This is a genomic window from Streptococcus sp. HMSC063B03, from assembly GCF_001836965.1.
Lineage (GTDB): Bacteria > Bacillota > Bacilli > Lactobacillales > Streptococcaceae > Streptococcus > Streptococcus pneumoniae_F.
Genome location: NZ_KV831045.1, coordinates 116,473 through 137,930, shown reverse-complemented (window position 1 = coordinate 137,930; position 21,458 = coordinate 116,473). Strand labels below are relative to the sequence as shown.

The following is a 21,458-nucleotide window of genomic DNA, read 5'->3' as shown; positions in this document are numbered from 1 at the left end:
ACTCTCCTTATTTTACCAAGTAGTCTTTCATCTCTTCCAGAGAAACTGGGTGAATAGTCGCTGAACCAAGCTCTGGCACCAAGACCAATTTCAAGGTATTGCCACGCGCTTTCTTGTCATGAGTAAGAGCTTGATAAAGCTTATCTACATCCCAGTTTTCATAGTCAACAGGCAAGCCAAATTTCTGACACATCTCTGTAATAGACTGAGTTATTCCTTCTGGCATGAGACCTTTTTCCTCAGCAACCTTGGAAATCTGTACCATACCCATAGCCACAGCTTCTCCATGCATGACCTTGCCATAACCGGCAGTCACTTCAATGGCATGGCCAATTGTATGACCAAAATTGAGGTAAAGGCGAACACCATTGTCCAGCTCATCCTCAACCACCATCTTGCGCTTAACCTGACAAGAATGTTCAATCAAAGTCTCTGCATGTTCCAGAATGCTCTCTACAGTACCATCTAGCTCCATCAATAGAGTCCATAGTTCTGGATCCTCAATCAAGCCATATTTGATAACTTCACCCATCCCTTCAATCAACTCTCTTTTTCCGAGGGTTTCAAGAACAAGTGGGTCAATCAGAACCCCGTCTGGCTGGGCAAAGGTCCCCACCATATTTTTAGCAAATGGAGTATTGACGCCTGTCTTTCCACCGATAGAAGAATCCACCTGGGCTGTCAAGCTAGTCGGTATCTGAACAAAATGAATACCCCGCATATAGGTAGAGGCTACGAAACCAGCCAGGTCTCCAACGACACCACCTCCGAGAGCCACGATTCCATCACTACGAGTCAGACCTTGCTTGACTAAAAATTCATAGACTTTCTGGACAGTGGTTAAATTCTTTCTTTCTTCGCCTTCTAAAAAGTCAAAAACTGCTACCTGAAAACCAGCATCTTCTAGGCTGAGCTTGACCTTCTCTGCATAAAGAGAAGCTACATGGTTATCTGTCACAATGACTACCTTTTGTGGTTGCCAGAGTTCTCGCAACCATTGACCAGCCTGAGCCAGACAACCTTTTTCAATCTGAATATCATAAGGATGATGAGGAATATCGATTCTGATTTTCATAGGAGAATCTCCCTTTCTTTATTGGTATTTTTCTGTTAAAGACTGCCAAATTTCTTCTGTCGGCATTTCCTTTCCTGTCCACAGTTGAAAAGCTTCTGCAGCTTGATAGAGCAACATTCCCAGACCATTGACTGCTTGATTTCCCTGACTTCTGGCCCATTTCAAAAATGGTGTTTCAAAGGGTTGGTAAATAATATCTGCTACTAGGAGAGTTTCTGATAGGACAATGTTTTCAGGAACTGGAGATGATTGACTATCCATCCCTACACTTGTCGCATTGACAAGTAAATCCGACTCAGCAACCCTTGCTTGCAGTTCAGGAACATCTTCTAAAGCATACAAGTCCACTTTAAAGCCTGTCTGCTCCTGTAACTTGTCTAGGTAAGGTCTTGTTTTTTCCATAGAAACTGAACGAACAAAGACCGAAATCTGACTGACACCATCCAAAATAGCCTGTGCCAAGATAGACTTAGCCGCACCACCTGCACCCAGCAGGGTCATCTTCTTACCTGAAATTGTAAAAGAAGGCAAGCTCTTAAAAAATCCCTTGCCATCTGTATTATATCCAATTAAATTGCCATTCTCATTGACAACCGTATTAACCGCACCAATCAAGCGCGCTTCATCGCTCAGCCCATCCAAATAAGGAATCACCTGCTCCTTATAGGGCATGGACAGGTTAATGCCAAACATCTGGTAGCGACGAATATTGGCCACTGTGACTTCCAAGTCAGCCGCTTCAATCTCCCAAGCCACGTAAGCACCATTGGTAGCTGTCGCCTCAAAGGCACTATTGTGAATAAAAGGGGAAATAGAATGCTTAATAGGATTGGCAACAACGGCAGCTAAACGTGTATAGCCATCAAGCTTCATCCAAAATCTCCCGAATTTTTTTCATGTTAGCTAAGGAAATCTGACCTGGGGCACTGGCCTCATCTAGACTAGCAAAGGACCAGCTAGAACCAGTCACATCTGCAGTTATACGAGAGACCTTGCCCACCTTGCCCATAGAAATGGTCACATATTCCTGCTCAGGATTGAGGGTTTTAAAGCCTCGTGTATAGTTCATTAAGTCTAGCACATCCTGCTCCGTGTGAGCCATCACCGCAACCTTAACAAGTTTTGGATTTAGGCTCGTCAACTCTGACAAGATTTCCATCATGTTTTCAGGTGTTTCTTGGAAATTGTGGTAACTCAAAATGAGATTTGGGAAGTCCAGCATTTCCTCAAAAACATCCTTGTAGCTGTAATACTCAAAATCAATATAGTCTGGTTGATAGAGTTGCGCCACTTCCTTGATTAGATGGATATATTCTTCTGGAGAAAGGTCGATTTCTCCCCCTTCAGCGCGAGTTCGCAATGTGAAAACCAACTCACGGCCTGCGAATTTTTCAAAAATAGCTGGAGCTACCTGCAAAATCGCTTCCTTAGGCAGATAGTCGGCACGCCATTCAATGATGTCGGCATCCAGATACCTCGTGGCATCCAGAGCCTGAGCCTCCTCTAAACTTCTTGGCATTACTGAAACGATTAATTTCATTTACTAACCTTCATACTAATCACCTTGAGGTAATTACTACTTTCATCTTTTTTATTATAGGCAAAATCTGCTGGAAGACCGTATTTATTTAAAATCTGGTAACTTCTTCCTGCAAAACCTTTATCAATTTGTTCTGTAAATTTCTGGCGGGAAACATTGGCAGCATTGGTACTAGCAATGATAATCCCTCCCGGGTTTAAAATCTCAAGACTCTGGGATATCAACTTGTGATAATCCTTGGCCACAGAGAAGGTCTGTTTTTTGTTCCGAGCAAAGCTAGGCGGATCTAGGACAATCACATCATAGGTCAAGCCTTTTCGTTTAGCATATTTGAAATATTCAAAGACATCCATGACCACAAAACGATGGTCGTCTGTGCTGAGCCCATTTGCCTGAAAATGCGCTTGAGACAATTCTCGTGAACGTTTGGCTAGGTCAACAGAAGTAGTCTGGCTTGCTCCTCCCATTGCCGCAGCTACTGAAAAGGCTGCTGTATAAGAAAACATGTTGAGCAAGGATTTACCCATAGCCAACCCATCCACTAGACTACCGCGAACTTCATGCTGGTCAAGGAAAATCCCTGTCATCAAGCCATCATTCATAAAGACTTGATAGAGGACACCATTTTCCAAAACAGTGAAAAAGTCAGGCGCTTCTTGACCATAAACATGGGCAGATTCATAGTCCAAACCCTTAAAACGGATCTTCTCATAGGTCCCTAAAACCTCAGGAAAAACCTGTCTAAAGGCTTCTGAGATGGTCTGACGAATCTGATAAACATAAGAGTTATACCAAGAAAAGACAGCGTAGTCTCCATAAAGGTCCACTGTCAGACCGCCAAAGCCATCTCCCTCTTGGTTGAAGAGACGAAAGGCAGTTGTCAATTCGTCTTGATAGTAGGCACTTCTCTTTTCTTTAGCTTGTCTAAACAGTGCTTCAAAGAACGCTTGATTGAAGGTCACCTTGTCTGTGCTCACAAACCAGCCCAAGCCCTTGTTTTGCTGAGAAAGGTAGGCAGTACCAAGAAAGTTTCCATCTTGACTATGAACTTCTACTTCCTGATCCTTAAGATTGACATTCTCAAGATCACTGGCTTCTAGTAAAACTAGTCCCTTTGAAAGCTTTTTTTCAACCCTTTTGCTGACTCTTATTTTATTCATAGTCCCTATTATAGCAAATTTTGTGACAATTCTCAAAAAAGAAACTACCCTTGCTTTTTTACTCTAGTTTTAAAAAATGGTATACTAATACTAATAAAAACTTAGGAAGTAATTGTGTGAGAGTTACAATAAAAAATGCTCTTCCATCGTGGAGGAGCATTTCTTTTATCAACAAAAATCAAATAGCAAACTAGGAAACTAGCCTCAGGTTAACTGTGAGATTGTAGGTAGAGAGGTTGTACCTGCAATATATGTCTGTCAAGTTTAGTGATGTAGATAGTATAATAAAGATGAGAAGGCATAGAGAGAAGATAAATCAGCTTCAGCAGGTATCTGGAAAATTTGATTTTATAGAGAAGGCTTTGTTACAAACTCAATATACTATCAATAAATAATATTATAGAAGCAACAATAATTATAATTTCACCTATCTGCATAATCCTATTTCGAACTCTAAATATATGTTCTATCAAAAATACTTGGATCACACACATTATAGGAATTAACGTTTTTGAAATTGAAAAATATCCAAATAAATAAACTATAAACAACAAAAATAGAACTATGTTGTATTTCTTATTCAAAACATTCCTCCCTATATATTTTTGATTACCAATCTTAATAATTTACAACTACATTCTAACAAACTATAAAAGCGTTTGTCGAATTGAATTTATCAATCAAGCGACCAACTATCTCATCTTTTTTCTATTTCTGTCAATATGCGTGACAGGTAGTAATGATAGCCAAAAATAGCAAGAGCAAGCAAGAGGATAAGAGCTCCTACTCCCAAGCTAATGGCAAGAATAGGGGAGAGAGACTGAACCAAGAATAAGCTCCCAATTACAAGGGCCATTAGGATTGCACTATATATAAACAATAAAACTATTGCGACTATACCATTTGAACGATTCACCAAGTCTGTAATACTACTCCAATTGGTTGACAGATTTTTCACATCCTTAAAATAATGATAGCAAGAAAGGATGACACTAGCAAGGAACCATGCCACAAGAAGGTAAATCATCGAAAGAATGGGCAATCCTAAATAAAGGGAAAGACCAAGTAAAGTCAAGATAGGTAAGAGGGACTGAACTGCAAATATAATCCAAAATTTCACTTTCACATAACGAGCAAAATCAAAAGGCAAACTCTTAAGAAAATCAAAATTTTCCCTCTCCAGAGATAACCCGATTGAAGATAGACTTGTGATATTGTTATTTAAAACTGCTATAAACACTCCCACAAAAAACAAGGGCAACCAGTATTCGGCAGTTATTTCTGGAACAAGCTGTGAGTCCCTAATCTTAAATATTAAGCCTATCATAAAGAAATAAGGCAGGAAAGTACTTGTAAAAAGCACTGTTACCAAGCTAGTCCCCTGTCCCAAGAGGGAGAGGTTGTAGCGTAACACCATACGGAAAAAACCTTTTTTAGTTATGGAAATGCTTTGTTTGCTACGACGCTCTTTTCTGATTTTTTCTTCACTGTTGGTCATAACAACTTGATAAAATTGAGGAACAACCTTCTTTTTTGTTAGATAAAGTAGCAAAACAGTTGCTACTATCCAAGCAAGTAATCCAAAGATGGATTCAAGAGAAAAAGGCTCTACTGCTATTTTATAAAAGATATGAAGAGGATAAAAGAGGGTTGGGACTTCTCTAACTGTCTCTATACTAGCTCCTGAATTTGAATAGAAAACCAGTATCATAGGGAATAATAGCCCTAGACCAATCATGACATTAGATAAAAGAGACTGGTGCTTTCTGAAAAATGCTGTCTGAGCCAAAAAATGGACTGCCAAGACCATCCCTAGACCAACTGAGGCAAATAATAAAGCTAAGGACAGCAACATTAAAGGTAAGCCCAACCAAAGAGAAGGAGCTAATCGAAGATAAAGAACCAGAAAATAAGCTAAGATAGGGACAAGTCCAACTAGAGATGGCAAAAGAACAGATATTCCTTTGGCAAGCATAATTTCTGATTCCTTAAAGGCATAAGGACTATAAGAGGACAGATCCTTACTCTCATAAAAAACATTGTAAAAGGCTGTTAAACTATTAGAAAAGACAATAACTAGAAAAATAGCAACCATATTACTAAATAGACTGGGAACCTCCTCAAAAGGATAACGAAAAACTAGATTCGAAAATAAGAGGAGTAGCAACAGACTAGAAACAAGATAAGAACGCAATAATTTCCCTGACACATCAACCTTTTTATCAGGAGTTTTAGCTTGCTTCTTTCGTAGGTTAGCCAGATTAACTTCTTGAGATGAATAGAGGATATTGATATCAACTAATTTTTTAATGACCTTGAGACGCATCTGAAACCTCCTCTTTTCTACCGGCAAGGCTAAGATAGATACTCTCCAAAGACTGGTCTGGATGGTCTTTTCTCAAGTCCTCTACGCTACCACAATAAATCAAATGTCCCTTTTTCAAAATGGCAATCCGATCACAGACTTGCTCAGCTACCTCTAGGACATGGGTTGAAAACAAGACCGTCTTCCCTTTTTGCGCATGTTCCTTCATCATTTGCTTCAAATCAAAGGCAGCCTGGGGATCCAAACCAGTCAAAGGTTCGTCCAAAACCCAAATATCAGGATCAGACAAGAGTGCCCCAATGACAAAGACTTTCTGACGCATTCCGTGAGAAAGAGTTTCAATAACCTGATAACGATTTTCAGCAAAATCAAAAACACTTAATAGCCTAGCTAGACTAGCCTCCAAATCAGAGCTAGTCAGATCATAGGATGAGGCAATCAATTCCCAAAATTCATTGGCCGTTAAACGTAAAAATAAGTCAGGAGAGTCTGCTACGTAGCCAATCTTTCGTTTGATAGCCAAGCGATTTTCCGATAACTCCTGACCGTCTACCAAAATACGACCACTGCTGGGCGAAATGATACTGACTAAAGATTTTATAGTGGTCGATTTCCCAGCACCATTATGGCCAATTAAGCCCATAATCTCTCCATTTTCAATCTGCAGATTGAGATTGCTCAAGGCCTCTTTATCACCATACAACTTACTAACATTTTGAAATTCAATCATGAGAAATCTCCTCTCTTTATCTATGTAATTTACTATAATTATAGCGCTTTCATTTTAAAAATCAACATTTTATATAAAATAGTCAAAAACTTATTATTCAGTTTTACGCAAACGATTGAGCTAACCAATACTTTATGATAGAATAAAGAACAAGATTGACAAGTAAGAGGAAACATCATGCAAAATCAAACACTCATGCAATACTTTGAATGGTATCTGCCCCACGACGGTCAGCACTGGACGCGTCTGGCTGAAGATGCTCCACACCTAGCTGATCTCGGTATCAGTCATGTCTGGATGCCACCAGCTTTCAAGGCTACCAATGAAAAAGATGTCGGCTATGGTGTCTATGACCTATTTGACCTAGGCGAGTTTAACCAAAAAGGGACTGTCCGCACCAAGTATGGTTTTAAAGAAGACTATCTTCAAGCCATTCAAGCTCTAAAAGCACAGGGAATTCAACCTATGGCCGATGTGGTGCTCAACCACAAGGCTGCTGCTGATCACATGGAAGCCTTTCAGGTTATTGAAGTGGATCCTGTAGACCGTACAGTTGAACTTGGGGAACCCTTCACCATCAATGGCTGGACTAGCTTTACCTTCGATGGTCGCCAAGATACCTACAATGACTTCCACTGGCACTGGTACCACTTCACTGGTACAGACTATGATGCCAAACGCCGAAAGTCTGGGATTTATCTGATTCAAGGAGACAACAAGGGTTGGGCAAATGAGGAATTGGTCGATAATGAAAACGGTAACTACGACTACCTCATGTATGCCGACCTAGACTTTAAACATCCTGAAGTCATCCAAAATATCTATGACTGGGCTGACTGGTTCATGGAAACGACTGGTGTAGCTGGTTTCCGCTTGGATGCCGTTAAACACATTGACTCTTTCTTCATGAGCAATTTTATCCGTGATATGAAGGAAAAATACGGTGAGGATTTCTATGTTTTTGGTGAATTTTGGAATCCTGACAAGGAAGCCAATCTGGACTATCTTGAAAAAACGGAAGAACGATTCGACCTTGTCGATGTTCGTTTCCACCAGAATCTCTTTGAAGCCAGTCAAGCTGGCGCAAACTATGACCTTCGCGGCATTTTCACAGATAGCTTGGTTGAACTCAAACCTTACAAGGCTGTAACCTTTGTCGACAACCACGATACCCAACGTGGTCAGGCTCTTGAGTCTACTGTTGAAGAATGGTTCAAACCAGCAGCCTATACTCTCATTCTATTACGCCAAGACGGCCTTCCATGTGTCTTTTACGGAGACTACTATGGGATTTCAGGGCAGTATGCTCAACAAGATTTCAAAGAAGTCCTTGACCGCCTCCTAGCCATCCGAAAAGATTTGGCCTATGGAGAACAAAATGACTACTTTGATGATGCTAACTGTATCGGTTGGGTACGTTCAGGTGCTGAAAATCAATCCCCAATCGCAGTCTTGATTTCAAATGACCAAGAAAACAGCAAGTCTATGTTTGTCGGCCAAGAATGGGCTAACCAAACCTTTGTAGATTTACTTGAAAACCACCAAGATCAAGTTACAATCGATGAGGAAGGTTATGGACAATTCCCAGTCTCAGCAAGATCTGTAAGTGTCTGGGCATCCAATACAATCTAATAGTTCTTAATAATCAAGTCAGGTCCAATCGGATTTGGCTTTTTTGCATTCACAAAAAGACCTACCCAAATGGATAGATCTTTACTTGATTACAATTTACCTGCTACTGCATCCAACAATTCTTGGATCTTAGCTTGGTTGCTTCCTCCTGCCATGGCCATGTCTGGTTTACCACCACCACGTCCATCGACGATTGGTGCCAATTCTTTGACAAGGTTTCCTGCATGAAGGTCTTTTGTCTTGCTTGCTACAAGGACATTGACTTTGTCACCGATAGCGGCAACTAGGACAAGAAGATCAGAGTAGTCTTTTTGTTTCCAGTTATCTGCAAAAGTACGAAGGGCACCAGCGTCAGATACAGATACTTGGCTAGCAATGTAACGGTGACCATTGACTTCCTTCACATCCTTGAAGATATCGCCTGCGGCTGCAGCTGCGGCTTTTTCCTTCAATTCAGCATTTTCTTTTTGAAGTTGACGAAGTTGTTCTTGAAGTCCTTCTACCTTGTGAGGTACTTCCTTGACTTGAGGTGCTTTCAAGGTTGCTGCGACTGCTTTAAGAGCATCTTCTTGTTCACGGTAGGCTTCAAAGGCTTCCTTACCAGTCACTGCCAAGATACGGCGAGTTCCTGAGCCGATTCCTTCTTCTTTGACAATCTTGAAGAGGCCAATTTCAGAAGTGTTGCCAACGTGGGTACCACCACAAAGCTCGATAGAGTAGTCACCGATAGTAACAACACGAACTTCCTTACCATATTTCTCACCAAAGAGAGCCATAGCTCCCATTTCCTTGGCAGTGTCAATATCCGTTTCAACTGTCTTCACTTCAAGAGCTTCCCAGATTTTCTCGTTGACTTGCTGCTCAATCGCACGCAATTCTTCAGCAGTCACTGCTTGGAAGTGGGTAAAGTCAAATCTAAGGAATTCAACTTCGTTAAGAGATCCTGCCTGTGTTGCGTGGTTTCCAAGGATATTGTGAAGGGCAGCGTGAAGCAAGTGAGTCGCTGTGTGGTTTTTCATGACACGGTGACGACGATTGGTATCGATTGCCAGCGTATATTCTTGGTTCAAGGCAAGCGGTGCAAGAACTTCAACCGTGTGAAGAGCTTGTCCGTTTGGTGCTTTTTGAACATTTGTCACAGTAGCTACAACCTTGCCTGACCCATCCAAGACTTGTCCATGGTCAGCTACCTGTCCACCCATTTCAGCGTAGAATGGCGTTTCCGCAAAGATCAGTGATGCAGTTCCTTCTGATACAGCTTCTACTTCTGCATTGTCAGCCACGATAGCCACCAATTTAGAAGATAATTGGCTAGCATTGTAGTTGAAGACACTTTCTACAGTGATGTTTTGAAGGGTTTCATTTTGCATACCCATTGAGCCACCCTTGACAGCTGACGCACGCGCACGTTCTTGCTGTTCTTTCATGGCTGCTTCAAATCCTTCACGGTCCACAGTCATGCCAGCTTCTTCAGCGATTTCTTCAGTCAGTTCAACTGGGAATCCATAAGTGTCGTAAAGTTTAAATACATCTGAACCAGCAATGACAGATTGACCTTTTTCTTTCAAGTCTGCTACGATGCCTTGAGCAAAGTGTTGACCTGAGTGAAGGGTACGAGCAAATGACTCTTCCTCGCTCTTAACGATTTTTTCGATAAAGTCACGTTTTTCAAGCACTTCTGGATAGTAGCTTTCCATGATTTTTCCAACGGTTGGAACGAGTTTGTAAAGGAAAGGCTCGTTGATACCCAATTTTTGACCATGCATAGAAGCACGACGGAGAAGACGACGAAGGACATAACCACGACCTTCATTTCCTGGAAGGGCACCATCACCGATGGCAAATGAAAGTGAACGGATATGGTCAGCGATAACTTTAAAGCTCATGTTGTCGCCATCTTGGTCATAGACCTTACCAGACAATTTCTCCACTTCACGAATAATAGGCATAAAGAGGTCTGTCTCAAAGTTTGTCTTAGCCCCTTGGATAACGGCCACCAAACGCTCCAAACCAGCGCCCGTATCAATGTTCTTGTGTGGTAATTCCTTGTACTCGCTACGAGGAACAGCAGGGTCTGCGTTAAATTGTGACAAAACGATGTTCCAGATTTCGATGTAACGGTCGTTTTCGATATCTTCTGCAAGGAGACGAAGACCGATATTTTCTGGGTCAAAAGCTTCTCCACGGTCAAAGAAAATTTCTGTATCTGGTCCAGAAGGTCCAGCACCGATTTCCCAGAAGTTGTCCTCGATTGGAATCAAGTGACTTGGATCCACTCCCACTTCAATCCAGCGGTTGTAAGAATCTTTATCATCTGGATAGTAGGTCATGTAAAGTTTTTCAGCTGGGAAGTCAAACCACTCAGGGCTGGTCAAAAGCTCATAAGCCCAAGTGATTGCTTCGTCACGGAAGTAATCTCCGATTGAGAAGTTCCCCAACATTTCAAACATGGTATGGTGACGTGCAGTCTTCCCTACGTTTTCAATGTCGTTGGTACGGATAGCCTTTTGCGCATTGGTAATACGTGGATTTTCAGGAATGATGGTCCCGTCAAAGTATTTCTTAAGGGTTGCTACCCCAGAGTTGATCCACAAAAGTGTTGGATCATTTACAGGAACCAAGCTCACTGATGGTTCTACTGAGTGACCTTTGGTCGCCCAGAAATCAAGCCACATTTGGCGTACTTGTGCACTAGATAGTTGTTTCATATTGTCTCCTTATTTACTTGTTTAATGTGATTGGCTTTCCAGCATTTCCACATAGTCAATCGCGACACAGAGGGAAATGACTAGGTCTGCATAAGCGTCCTCAAGAACCGTTACGGTATAGGTAGAAGTCAGATGGAAGAGTTCCTTCTTAATTTCCGCAATCAGCTGATCGCGATCATCCAGCAATTTGAAATTCAAATCCCAGATATTGCCCTCGATACGAAGACCTAGATTATCAAACTCATACTTATCTCGCCAGAAGGTCAACTTCTTGCGAATGACAAAACTCGAGCCATCCCGAAGCTGAATCTCAAAACGAGGAAGCAAGGTCAAGATTTCTTTACTGATCTGACTGACCTGTTCACCATTAGCATCATAGATGATAAAAGTTTTGGGAATCTTAAAAAATGATCCCTCCACCTGATAGGCAATTTCTCCCCTGTCATCCTTGATAGCAAAGCGCTCGCCTCCAAGACGAAACTTTTGTTTGACAAGAAATGTTTTCATCAACACCTCCAAAAAATCAAAAGACAAGCTCATATCACGAAGGGCGAAAAACCGCGGTACCACCTTCATTCAATGAACTTGTCATTCTCTTGTTCTTATGCAATTGTATGATTGAGTAGCATGACTTCCTAACTTAGATGGCTCGCAGCACCGCCATTTCTCTGGACTAAGACTACTGAAAATCAATTCTCAACTTTCTTATTATAACGTTTTTTTAAGCTTGCGTCAACTGGAAATCATCCTAATGAAATAGTACAAAATAGTAATTTGAACCAAGTAGAAATCTTCCAAAATATGGTTGTTCGTTAAGAACGAAGTAAATCTAGTAATTTGTCATTGATTTTTTGATAATATCCAAAATAGTGATCTTCAATATTAAATGTATCCTGAAGAACAAAACGTAAGGTATCTATTGTTTGGTTCAATTTTTTAGAATTTACTATTTTACCATCGATTTCTGATAGTCCATGTGCAACTTTGTTACGCTCACTATTTAGACCGGTAATAACCTTAAGTGACTTCAATAAGTCAGGAGAGACTTGATAAAAAGTTAGAATATTTTCATAAGATAAAAGGTTTAAGGTTGATTGAGGTGAATAAATTCTTTCCTCTTCATTTTCTATTCCTTTTGCTTTTTTAAATTCTAAATCAATAAAATCTAAAATCTTCTCAAAATCTTTGTATTCTTCATTTAATTTGGGTAATGCCCCATCATATTTGATTAAATCAGGATAATCTTTTTTGATCTTTTCTTCGATGATAAATTCAACATAAGACTTTGATTTGATTAAGACATCTGCTACTTGTCCTCTCTCTTTCAATACTTCTATCATTAAAAAGTAATTAAGGGCTTTCTTCTCAACATCTGTCAATGGATAGTCTTGAATATCTTTTAAAATAGCTTGCGTTTTAAATACTTTTACAAAGTCATTTAATGTAGCTCGTAAAAAAGATAATTTCTTTTTAGAAAGTAAGTTATTGTATTCTTTTTTTGTAACAAGTTCTTCTGCAGCAAGATAATCATAGGAAGCTATCAGATTTCTTAAATGACGTTTGATTAAAGATTGATTAAATTTTTCAGCCTCATCTTTAATAGTACGATCTTCGTAATCCTTTTGGTTATCCTCGTTCTCGTTAAAAAGCTTCTGTTCACCTTCACTTGAAAGTGGCACATACTTTCTATTTGCTGATTTGTTAGGAGTTGCAACCTGGATAGCCTGAGTATTATAATCTTTGATTCGATTGAGGGCAAATAAAGCCGAAATAATCTGAGGCGTTCCTGAAGATAGGTTTAAGATTAATTGATGATCAGTTCCAGAATATTTTTCAACAATCTGTCCCATAACCTCATACATTTTATCAAATAGATAAACCTCATCATTTTTTAGAATTGTTGACTCAATTGTCACATCAGGATGATAATCTTCTATGGAAAAAATAGCTTGCTCAATGAGATCTTTCTTGATCAGCATCTCCTCACTATAAACTAAAACAATCTTCTCCGGTCTATAAGTGCGTGCAATATGTAATAAAGCTGCATCTCGATTATTACTAATCGGATCTGTCGTTCCAACTGCTGAAATTAAAATTTCCAAGATATTCTACCTCTCATTATTTCAGTAATTCTAATAATTCTTTATTAAAATCCTTGTAAAAATTAAAATCCTTTTCAGTAAGTTGATACTGTTCCTTGATTAGCACTTTTAAGGCTTTTAGAACTGGACCTAACTGTTTAAGTTCCTCAGAATCTAGTGAATCCAATTTATGAGCTATCGTATTTCGTGTTTTGTTCATTCTCAAAATCGGTTTGATTTTGTTATGCAATATCCACTCTCTTTTTTCTTGAAGGATCTTGTCATAATCCCAAATCCCGATATAATATTTTACTGAATCGTTCGCGTAATTATCCAGAAATCCTGGATAACGATTTTCGATATAGTCACCTAAGATAAACTCTGTAAGGTTTTTAATTCTAATCAGACCTTCACTAAAATTCCCACGTTCTTTTTGCAAATCAATAGTCAAATAAGCATTTAATACTTTTTTCTGTTCTTCGCTCCATTTTTTCTTTTGGAGGACTTGAGGTACAGCTTGCCTATCTAATGAATCGACAATATCTTGTAACTTTTTGCGACAGTCTTTCAAACCAGGGAGGTCAGGCAATTGATTTGCTATCTCTAAACTTGCTTTGTAATCATATTTCTTAATAAAATCACGTAAAGTTTTTTTCATTAAGCCTTGTTTAAACTTTTCTGAAGTATCTTCAATAGTTCGATCGACAAAGTCCCGCTTATTATCTATATTTGTATCAATTAGTGCATCAATATCTTCTGAATCATCATGCCCAACTCCAGCGTTCGATTTTTTTTCAGGACTTGGAACTTGTACTGCCTTGACATTGATTTCACTTAGTCTATTAAGAACAAACAAAGCTGATTTTATTTGAGGAGTTCCACTTGAAAGATTAAGAATAAATTCGTCGTCTTTTGTATAATACTCTCGTATAATAGCATCAAATTGATCAAACATGGTATCAAAAATATGTACTTCATTGTTTAAAATGATTGGCTCATGGTATACAATTTCTGGGACGTATTGACTATCAATAGAACGAATTACTTTCTCAATATCATCTTTCTTACAAATCAGTTCCTCAGAAAAAACAATAATAATCTTATCCGGACGGTATTTTCTCGCAATATGAACTAAGGCTCCATCGTGAAAATTTCGGATTGGATCGGTATTCCCCACTGCTGAAATCAAAACCTTCATTTAGAAATCTCCTTAATCATAAAGTTTGCCTTGCCCATTTCATAGAAGGATTCATTATTCATTATCAGTTTACGAGTTGCTTGTGTTGTTTTAACACTTTTCATTGGTGCTTTTGTTAATTTCAAGACTCCCTTTTCAACCATCCTAGTGGTTCTGCTATTCCCATAACGTTCTTGTAAAATATCTTTTGCTTTTTCAAAAATTGTTTTTGTCCAAACTCCACTACCAGCACCCAAGTATATAGGATATTGAATATTTGGCTGAATTTTATTTTCAGGAAAATCTGATAAGAAAAAGTTTTTATATTCTTTGTAAAAGGCTTGCGCTCTCTGTCCTAATTCTTCCATTAGGATTCCAGCTTCCTTAGTAGTTGTAGTAATGGTGAAATTGATTTTAGTTGAGGGCGCGATTGCTTCCCTATATAAAGGGAGAGGCTTGGCAAGAGGGGGCTTGGCTTTATGATCCCATTTTTGAACTAAAATAAGACTTTTATTACTAAACGGTTTGCTATCACTAACACGAATAGCATTAAACAAGTCATCATAGTCCTGCCCTTTTTTTGCTCCCCAAGGAATCAAAGATTTGTTTTCCTTTTCATCTTTCACAACATTTTCATTATTCCAGTCAGGATTGGTATTCATCAAAATAGTTCGAATAGCTCCCTTTAATGAACTTCCAGGAATATAGGGATTACCAAAAGGATCTCTAATAAACTTTGATACTTGATTTATTGCGCCTCCTCTTAAATAATTATTATTTGTTTCTAACTCAGTTTCTATAATTCTATAGCCACCAAAGTTACGGTCAGAAATACGGTTATCCTCTAAAAAAGATATCAAGCGATTATTTCTGGCGTTTGGCTTCGTCTCCTGTAAAAAACGCTCAAACTTTTGATCGTATCCTTTCTCCACCATGCGATTATAAAACTTACCCATATCAGGAAAATAAAAGTACCCATTTTCATAGATAAATTCTCGAGAAGTATATTTTTCACCATTCCCAATATGAATAGGGGCCATAGCTAGGAGGCTGAATTGAAAGATTTTATATTCTGTTTTCATCTTTCTCCCTCCATCTTGAAAAATAGTGGTTTAGCATAGTTTAATACTTCATGCGGGAAATCAAGAGGTCTTACATCTACAATCTGTCCTGTAAAGGTTTCAGAGAAAGTAGATCCAGAAGCAAACTTATATAAATCCTGCTTACGGTAATTTTCATTAGTTTCTGTACTAAAAGCAAAACCACTTGATTTACTTATTAAATAGGAACCAGTTTCCATAGCATATTCAAGTTCCTTTTCGACTGGTAGAGAAGTCGTAAAGGTCATGACAGGTCCTTGATGGGCCTTGGTGAGACGATTTTTTAAGCTATCTGGTAAATCTAAAATAGTCAAATCAAATTGTCCATAACCACTGGAACGTTTCCCACCAATTCCTGTATACTGCAAGCTTGTCATGAGTTCATTCAAGAGGTCAGATTCGTTTGCAATCACGTAAAGAGAAGAATCATCTCTAAATCTAACGGTAGACACTTGAAAAAGATTCCCATCTACATGAGGTTGGTTTTTAGTGATAATGTTTGTTACTGCATGTTCTTCGTCTTCAAAAAGCGTTCCTTTTACATAAGAATCAAATTTATCCAAGGGTATAAACTGAAGTTTCTTCGCCATTTTCGCTTGACGTCTTACTTCTTTGACATCCGTTGTTAAGTCAGGCTGATCAAACTTTGGAAATCCTATCGGCTTAGGTAATAATGGACCTGACTGATAAGGAAAGGCATCAGTCAAAACAAAATGATCTTGACCCGCTATTGACACGAATTCCTCCATTTTCCCCATTTTTTTTGCCTCAATAGCCAAGGCAGAAAATAATCGGTCAGCTGCAAAAGTCATTTTAGAACTATCCAGAGTACCTGCTCCAAAGTGAGCAGACTGAAAGTTCATAATATACATCTTATAGGTCATACTAGACCTCCGTAGTTAAAAGTTCATTCAATCTACTAACATCATAGTTTCCGAAAACTGTATTTGCTTTAAGATCCTCAAAAACAACTTTACCATATCCACGAGAACCTGAACCACCTAAATAATCAAGTTCCAACAGTTTTAATCCATCAAGAATCACTTTGAAGTCTTCTTCTACTTGAGCTTGACTCTTGTCTGTCACCTCATAGATCAACTCAAATCCAAAGATACTGTCTCGGATAGCACGTTCAATTTGTCTTGGATTTGCTTCAGCAGTGATACGGTCAATAGTATTTTCAAACTTAACTTCAGTATAACCTTTGACAGCTCGTGAATCTAAATCTTTTTTGTTAGTTAGAAAGGCATCTCTAAAGATGAGTCTTCCTACTTTATAGTTTTTGTCTGAACTATTCCCAAAGAGACGACTAATAATTTCCCCATCTTCTCCTGGTTTTTCTGCTAATTTAGTATTATATACTCTTGCCAAAAGGGTACGCATTTTCCCTTTGATACTAGATCCTGGAATAATGGGTAAGTTTGTAATTGGATCTTTAATCACAGGTGAGTCCGTAGCACCAATCGCCGCAAAAGCATTACTTGTCCCAATATGAAGTCCTGTCTCTAGACGGATTTGTGCTGTTACTTTAATTTTTGCAAATGCCATTAATCTTTTCCTCCATAAAATTTAAAATAAGCTACTAGCGCTTCCATATAGCGACAAAAACGTTGGAGACTTTCCCTACTATTAATTTCTTTTAAAATTGGTAAAATCTTACCTTTTTGAACTAAGTCCAGTACCGCCTCTTCACGGCCTGATTGATAGACGAATTGGACCCTCAAATAGGCAATCTTATCCTTTAATTCTTCGTACTCACGGACCTTACTTTCATCAAAGAGGGTACTCGTTAAACTCAATAAGTTTCGTAGTTTACTCATGGATAGAACATCTGAATTTTTATTTTTAAAATTACGCTTATCAGTTACTAAATTTTTAATGGTTTTTTCTGCCTTATCTACGTAATTATCATCTGTTAAAATTGCCATCTATGAATCCTTTCTAATCTCATAAATATATAGAAGTAAAGCTATCTCTGCTTCCTTACGTTCATTATCGCTACCTGTATACCAAGAAAAGAATAAATCTTTAAACTCTTTAAACTCTTCTTTTTTATCCTTAGAAGTTTGATCTTCTAAGCGCGTCAAATAATAGGCTAATCGAGCAATATTCATACGATCGTAGTTGCGAAGGAGCTCAATAAGTCTATATACAAAACTCTTTCCTCGCTCATCTTGAATATTAAAGTAGTAACGAATGCTCTTCAGTTTCCCATTATAGACATTGTCAATAAATTGGTCGAACTTCAAGGTATAATTTCTTTCAGAATCAACATTGCCAAAAGATTGGTCCAACTTCAAGGTATTACCTGCTTTAAAAAGGGAAATACTATCCTTGTCGTTATCCTTTGCTGCTCCTTCTAGCTTACCAGTTTCTTCAGCCATAAGGCTAACTGGAGTTTTATCTGGAAATAGGCCGATTCCTGCTGATAGGGTTAATTTGCCATTTGTCCACTTGATAAAGTTTTGTCGGAGACAAATAGTAAACTCAATAATATCCTGCCAGGATCCGATAGCAAATACATCATCTCCACCGGCATAAATGATAGATAGTTTTTTCTCTCTTGCAAACTGGTTGATATAGACCTTAAAGAAGAGACTCATACTTCTAGAGAAGGTCGCTGAACGTGCCAGAGTATTATATTTGCCACCATCTTGATAGGAGAATCCAGCCATAAAGGCTGCTCCTAGATCATCCACATCTAGTCGAACAACTGCTAATCGTTTAATCCCTTGTCCAGTTTCCCTATCCTGAGATAGTTGAGCATAATTATAAATCTCATCATACTTGTAATCTCCGACAAAGACATGGGTTGCTTTTAGGATATCTATACTATAGCTATTCTTTACATAAACACGGTCCCACTCTTCATTGGCAAGGTCGGCTTTTGAAATACCACTAATATAGGCTCCCGGACCTATCGGCAGGCCTTTTTCTTTTGTCACAATATAGTAGTTTTCTTGTATTTCCTTGGCAAAGCGATACATCCCTGCACAGATATGGCAGACCTCTTGATCTTTATACTTGGTAAACTTTTCGACTGAATGGCAAATAGCACATTCTCTCTGGGAACTTTTTCCTCCTTGGTTGAGTTCAAGGAGAGTTTTGGCATCATAACGAGAAATTTTCTTTTGGGAAATCATCCGACTGGTTGTTTGGTATACTTTACGATAGTCGGCCAGTGTCGTTGTCATATCATTGGCAGAAAATGGACTCCAACCAAATGCTACGTATAAACCTGTCTGGAAATGCTTGACCAGAAACTGATTGAATTCTGCTTCAAAGCTAGCCAAGGTCTCTCTAGTTTTTTCGGTGTTGGGAAGGATAAAGTAGGCGTGTCCTCCACCGACGTAAAGGAGATTAGCCCTTGTCAACTCTAACTTCTCCAGTAAGCTGTCAGCGATATGTTCCCCCATAAAATCTAAATACATGGAACGTGCTTTTAGTTGCTTGGCTGCTCCAGCTGTTGCGATATTGTAAATAAAATCCTGAATCCCTGACAAATCAAAACTTGCTAATAAAAAGGCCTTCTCGCTATAAAAAGCTTCTAAATCTTGCCCCAGTACCTTCTCATAGTCACGGCAATTCTTGTCTGCTAAATATTCCTCTATGGATAGGGCAAAGCCAGCTGTCAGACGACTGTAGGTTGCTAGAGAAATATCCGATAATTCCTTGGTTCTTGTCGAAACAGCTACATAGGGAAGAGTAGACTCAAGGAGATTTAAAAGGGCATCTATCTCAGGTTGACTAAAGTCCAATCTCTCAAACTCTTTTTCTAAGGTCTCTACTATCAAGTCATAATCTGACTGGTCAGACGGCTCACTCGATTCCTTAGCATAGTTTGGTTCCCCGTTAAGCTCTAATGGTCTTGCATCAAGATAACGCTGACTAGGGGTATCTGAAAAAACATTAAAGATATCCGATTGTTTGCTTAGGAAATCTTCTTTCCCTTCATGAGTGTCTGCTACCCCTTTTAGACCTGAAGCAATCTTTGCCGCAGCTGACGTGATATAGACCAAACTATCAGGAGCCAAGTCCGTCGGCAAATCACTAGAAGTCGCCTTGGCTATCTGCTGGGCTATCTTTTCATTATCCGAAAAGCGTCTAAACCATTCGGACCCAATGGTACCTAGGTCTTTCTCATCATACCTGGAACCTTGAATCACCTTGCCGATAGCGTGCAAAAGCGATCCATAAACTAAATCAATCTTTTCTTTCTTCAAGTTCTAAACCTCCCATCCCTAAGCTAGTTTTCATACCGAGACCTGAGTATTCCCCAAATTTTAGAAGCATATTGGCGTATGCTTTCAAGGTATTTGGACCTGTAATCTTAAAGGTCAGTCTCCCCCTGAAACCAGGTATTTTTTTGCCATGGACTTTAAAATAGCTGGATTCCAATCGATAGCTGGTAATTCTACTATGCTTGACCAGGTAGTCCAGGGTTTCCTCTTCGATGTCCTGACGATTCTCGACCAGACGTGCATACTTCATCATCAAACTCTGAAAGATGAGGCGCATGGTAGGAAAGAGCACGTACTCTCCCTGGGAGCGAAATCCTGTTGGAGTCTGAAAATGAATGGTAAAGAGTGACCGATCTTGGTTTTCATTAAAGAACTCAAAGAGTTGCTCCGAACTGAGATCTTGCATGGACAGAGACTCTACCATGAGAGTTGGTAAATCATGAAGTTCTACTTTCTTGAGCTCCAATAGAACAGGCAAAATCTGCTTGACAGCCTCATCCGTCAGGAGATGAAGAGACCATAGGGTCTTGTCCTTTTGATGGATGATTTTTAGTGAGTAGGGGTTGGTCTCCTGCTCATGTAGCCAAGTCACATAGTCTGGTTCTAGGTTTTCCATGAGAAAACCTTGGAATTTTGTCGATAGGTCGCTCGGTGATTGGTCAATCCGCTTAAATGATATATCGATGCGTTTCATATGCCTCCTTTATTGATACACTTGCGCTTTTGCTTTCTCATGAGCGCTTTTTCTTTTACTTTCAGAATCCTTTAGCCTTTTTAAAAGGTCCCCTCGCGAGGTAGATAGGGAGCTATACCAAAGAAAGTCCAACAGCAAGACTACCAGACTATTTGTTTCCGGCCACTCGCGAGGTAGATAGGGAGCTATACAAATGGCACTAGTATGTGTAAAACTTACCAAAAACGTTTCCGGCCCCTCTCAAGGTAGATAGGTAGCTATGCAGGCACACAAACCATCTTTAAGTTCCAAATGCAGGCGACGTTTCCGGCCCCTCTTGAGGTAGATAGGGAGCTATACAATATTGTCGATCAAAATTTCGATGAAAAGAAATGGTTTCCGTCCCCTCTTGAGGTAGATAGGTTCTTATACAAAATGACAAAAATTGTTAAATATCCACGCTTTGTGGGTTTCCGTCCCCTCTCGAGGTAGATAGGTTCTTATACTCAAAAAGAAGTAAAAGTACAGTCTCGTAAGAACCGAGTGTTTCCGGCCCCTCGCGAGGTGGATAGGTAGCTATACTTTAAGCGCGGAGAAACAATAATGGTTAAAGTTTTTAAGTTTCCGGCCTCTCTCGAGGTAGATAGGGTCTTATACCCTATCGCTGACGACACTAAACCTGACACAAACAAGTTTACGGCCCCTCGCGAGGTAGATAGGTAGCTATACTTGGAGTAAAAGGAACATTTGACGCTGACTTCTAGTTTCCGTCCTCTCGCGAGGTAGATAGGTAGCTATACACAAAAATAACACTGGCCACATGATTCAAGTTTACGGTTTCCGGCCCCTCTCGAGGTGGATAAGTTCTTATACGTTGTGATATGTATTTCAGCACAAACGGAAGACATGAGTTTCCGTCCCCTCGCGAGGTGGATAGGTTCTTATACAACACGCTAAAACAATACTAGCTTCAGGGGCTATTTTTGTTTCCGGCCCCTCTCGAGGTAGATAGGTT

The 21,458-nt window shown here is 39.4% G+C and carries 18 protein-coding genes; 1 reads left to right on the top strand and 17 read right to left on the bottom strand.

What is annotated here, in order from left to right:
• Nucleotides 1–7 precede the first annotated feature (7 nt).
• The 7 genes from aroB to HMPREF2628_RS05390 all read right to left on the bottom strand — a co-directional run bounded on the left by aroB (nucleotide 8) and on the right by HMPREF2628_RS05390 (nucleotide 6,831).
• On the bottom strand, nucleotides 8–1,075 hold the full coding sequence (gene aroB / locus HMPREF2628_RS05415; protein ID WP_070842556.1) for a 3-dehydroquinate synthase: 1,068 nt from the start codon (nucleotides 1,073–1,075) through the stop codon (nucleotides 8–10).
• Between the two features lie 18 nt (nucleotides 1,076–1,093).
• On the bottom strand, nucleotides 1,094–1,948 hold the full coding sequence (locus HMPREF2628_RS05410; protein WP_070842555.1) for a shikimate dehydrogenase: 855 nt from the start codon (nucleotides 1,946–1,948) through the stop codon (nucleotides 1,094–1,096).
• Entirely contained in the window at nucleotides 1,938–2,615 is a 678-nt protein-coding gene (gene aroD / locus HMPREF2628_RS05405; RefSeq protein ID WP_000767752.1) for a type I 3-dehydroquinate dehydratase, read from the bottom strand. The genes HMPREF2628_RS05410 and aroD overlap by 11 nt, the downstream gene beginning before the upstream one ends.
• Nucleotides 2,612–3,775, bottom strand: a complete 1,164-nt coding sequence (locus HMPREF2628_RS05400) for a class I SAM-dependent rRNA methyltransferase (protein WP_070842554.1) — start codon at nucleotides 3,773–3,775, stop codon at nucleotides 2,612–2,614. The genes aroD and HMPREF2628_RS05400 overlap by 4 nt, the downstream gene beginning before the upstream one ends.
• A gap of 365 nt (nucleotides 3,776–4,140) precedes the next feature.
• On the bottom strand, nucleotides 4,141–4,401 hold the full coding sequence (locus tag HMPREF2628_RS11230; protein ID WP_083320527.1) for a hypothetical protein: 261 nt from the start codon (nucleotides 4,399–4,401) through the stop codon (nucleotides 4,141–4,143).
• A 71-nt stretch (nucleotides 4,402–4,472) separates the two neighbouring features.
• Complete coding sequence (locus HMPREF2628_RS05395; protein ID WP_070842553.1) at nucleotides 4,473–6,101, bottom strand: hypothetical protein; 1,629 nt, start codon at nucleotides 6,099–6,101, stop codon at nucleotides 4,473–4,475.
• Nucleotides 6,082–6,831, bottom strand: coding sequence for an ABC transporter ATP-binding protein (locus tag HMPREF2628_RS05390; protein ID WP_050242125.1), 750 nt, complete (start codon nucleotides 6,829–6,831; stop codon nucleotides 6,082–6,084). The genes HMPREF2628_RS05395 and HMPREF2628_RS05390 overlap by 20 nt, the downstream gene beginning before the upstream one ends.
• 177 nt (nucleotides 6,832–7,008) lie before the next feature.
• Between HMPREF2628_RS05390 and HMPREF2628_RS05385 the strand changes: the two genes are divergently transcribed.
• Nucleotides 7,009–8,463, top strand: a complete 1,455-nt coding sequence (locus HMPREF2628_RS05385; RefSeq protein WP_070842552.1) for an alpha-amylase — start codon at nucleotides 7,009–7,011, stop codon at nucleotides 8,461–8,463.
• A gap of 89 nt (nucleotides 8,464–8,552) precedes the next feature.
• Here HMPREF2628_RS05385 and alaS read toward each other — a convergent pair whose 3' ends face one another.
• The 10 genes from alaS to cas6 form a co-directional block, all read right to left on the bottom strand.
• On the bottom strand, nucleotides 8,553–11,171 hold the full coding sequence (gene alaS, locus HMPREF2628_RS05380; RefSeq protein WP_070842551.1) for an alanine--tRNA ligase: 2,619 nt from the start codon (nucleotides 11,169–11,171) through the stop codon (nucleotides 8,553–8,555).
• A gap of 21 nt (nucleotides 11,172–11,192) precedes the next feature.
• Nucleotides 11,193–11,678, bottom strand: coding sequence for an LURP-one-related/scramblase family protein (locus HMPREF2628_RS05375; RefSeq protein ID WP_070842625.1), 486 nt, complete (start codon nucleotides 11,676–11,678; stop codon nucleotides 11,193–11,195).
• 305 nt (nucleotides 11,679–11,983) lie between these two features.
• Complete coding sequence (gene csm6 / locus HMPREF2628_RS05370; protein ID WP_070842550.1) at nucleotides 11,984–13,273, bottom strand: type III-A CRISPR-associated CARF protein Csm6; 1,290 nt, start codon at nucleotides 13,271–13,273, stop codon at nucleotides 11,984–11,986.
• A 16-nt stretch (nucleotides 13,274–13,289) separates the two neighbouring features.
• Nucleotides 13,290–14,450: a type III-A CRISPR-associated CARF protein Csm6 gene (locus tag HMPREF2628_RS05365; protein WP_070842549.1), complete on the bottom strand. Its 1,161-nt coding sequence runs from the start codon at nucleotides 14,448–14,450 to the stop codon at nucleotides 13,290–13,292.
• The gene (gene csm5, locus HMPREF2628_RS05360) at nucleotides 14,447–15,511 is read right to left on the bottom strand and encodes a type III-A CRISPR-associated RAMP protein Csm5 (RefSeq protein ID WP_070842548.1); all 1,065 of its coding nucleotides are present in this window, start codon (nucleotides 15,509–15,511) and stop codon (nucleotides 14,447–14,449) included. Before csm5 ends, HMPREF2628_RS05365 begins: the two co-directional genes overlap by 4 nt.
• Nucleotides 15,508–16,413, bottom strand: a complete 906-nt coding sequence (gene csm4 / locus HMPREF2628_RS05355; RefSeq protein ID WP_070842547.1) for a type III-A CRISPR-associated RAMP protein Csm4 — start codon at nucleotides 16,411–16,413, stop codon at nucleotides 15,508–15,510. The genes csm5 and csm4 overlap by 4 nt, the downstream gene beginning before the upstream one ends.
• A gap of 1 nt (nucleotide 16,414) precedes the next feature.
• The gene (gene csm3, locus HMPREF2628_RS05350) at nucleotides 16,415–17,077 is read right to left on the bottom strand and encodes a type III-A CRISPR-associated RAMP protein Csm3 (RefSeq protein WP_070842546.1); all 663 of its coding nucleotides are present in this window, start codon (nucleotides 17,075–17,077) and stop codon (nucleotides 16,415–16,417) included.
• Nucleotides 17,077–17,457 carry a type III-A CRISPR-associated protein Csm2 gene (gene csm2, locus HMPREF2628_RS05345; protein ID WP_070842545.1) on the bottom strand — a complete coding sequence of 127 codons (381 nt, stop codon included), beginning with the start codon at nucleotides 17,455–17,457 and terminating at the stop codon, nucleotides 17,077–17,079. Before csm2 ends, csm3 begins: the two co-directional genes overlap by 1 nt.
• Entirely contained in the window at nucleotides 17,458–19,752 is a 2,295-nt protein-coding gene (gene cas10 / locus HMPREF2628_RS05340; protein WP_070842544.1) for a type III-A CRISPR-associated protein Cas10/Csm1, read from the bottom strand. It abuts the gene before it with no gap.
• Nucleotides 19,733–20,464, bottom strand: a complete 732-nt coding sequence (cas6, locus tag HMPREF2628_RS05335; RefSeq protein WP_070842543.1) for a CRISPR-associated endoribonuclease Cas6 — start codon at nucleotides 20,462–20,464, stop codon at nucleotides 19,733–19,735. Before cas6 ends, cas10 begins: the two co-directional genes overlap by 20 nt.
• Nucleotides 20,465–21,458: the final 994 nt, after the last annotated feature.

Excerpts from the sequence above, each read along its gene's own strand:
- aroB (WP_070842556.1), bottom strand. The coding sequence starts at position 1,075 with ATGAAAATCAGAATCGATATTCCTCATCATCCTTATGATATTCAGATT.
- HMPREF2628_RS05410 (WP_070842555.1), bottom strand. The coding sequence starts at position 1,948 with ATGAAGCTTGATGGCTATACACGTTTAGCTGCCGTTGTTGCCAATCCT.
- aroD (WP_000767752.1), bottom strand. The coding sequence starts at position 2,615 with ATGAAATTAATCGTTTCAGTAATGCCAAGAAGTTTAGAGGAGGCTCAG.
- HMPREF2628_RS05400 (WP_070842554.1), bottom strand. The coding sequence starts at position 3,775 with ATGAATAAAATAAGAGTCAGCAAAAGGGTTGAAAAAAAGCTTTCAAAG.
- HMPREF2628_RS05395 (WP_070842553.1), bottom strand. The coding sequence starts at position 6,101 with ATGCGTCTCAAGGTCATTAAAAAATTAGTTGATATCAATATCCTCTAT.
- HMPREF2628_RS05390 (WP_050242125.1), bottom strand. The coding sequence starts at position 6,831 with ATGATTGAATTTCAAAATGTTAGTAAGTTGTATGGTGATAAAGAGGCC.
- HMPREF2628_RS05385 (WP_070842552.1), top strand. The coding sequence starts at position 7,009 with ATGCAAAATCAAACACTCATGCAATACTTTGAATGGTATCTGCCCCAC.
- alaS (WP_070842551.1), bottom strand. The coding sequence starts at position 11,171 with ATGAAACAACTATCTAGTGCACAAGTACGCCAAATGTGGCTTGATTTC.
- HMPREF2628_RS05375 (WP_070842625.1), bottom strand. The coding sequence starts at position 11,678 with ATGAAAACATTTCTTGTCAAACAAAAGTTTCGTCTTGGAGGCGAGCGC.
- HMPREF2628_RS05365 (WP_070842549.1), bottom strand. The coding sequence starts at position 14,450 with ATGAAGGTTTTGATTTCAGCAGTGGGGAATACCGATCCAATCCGAAAT.
- csm5 (WP_070842548.1), bottom strand. The coding sequence starts at position 15,511 with ATGAAAACAGAATATAAAATCTTTCAATTCAGCCTCCTAGCTATGGCC.
- csm4 (WP_070842547.1), bottom strand. The coding sequence starts at position 16,413 with ATGACCTATAAGATGTATATTATGAACTTTCAGTCTGCTCACTTTGGA.
- csm3 (WP_070842546.1), bottom strand. The coding sequence starts at position 17,077 with ATGGCATTTGCAAAAATTAAAGTAACAGCACAAATCCGTCTAGAGACA.
- csm2 (WP_070842545.1), bottom strand. The coding sequence starts at position 17,457 with ATGGCAATTTTAACAGATGATAATTACGTAGATAAGGCAGAAAAAACC.
- cas6 (WP_070842543.1), bottom strand. The coding sequence starts at position 20,464 with ATGAAACGCATCGATATATCATTTAAGCGGATTGACCAATCACCGAGC.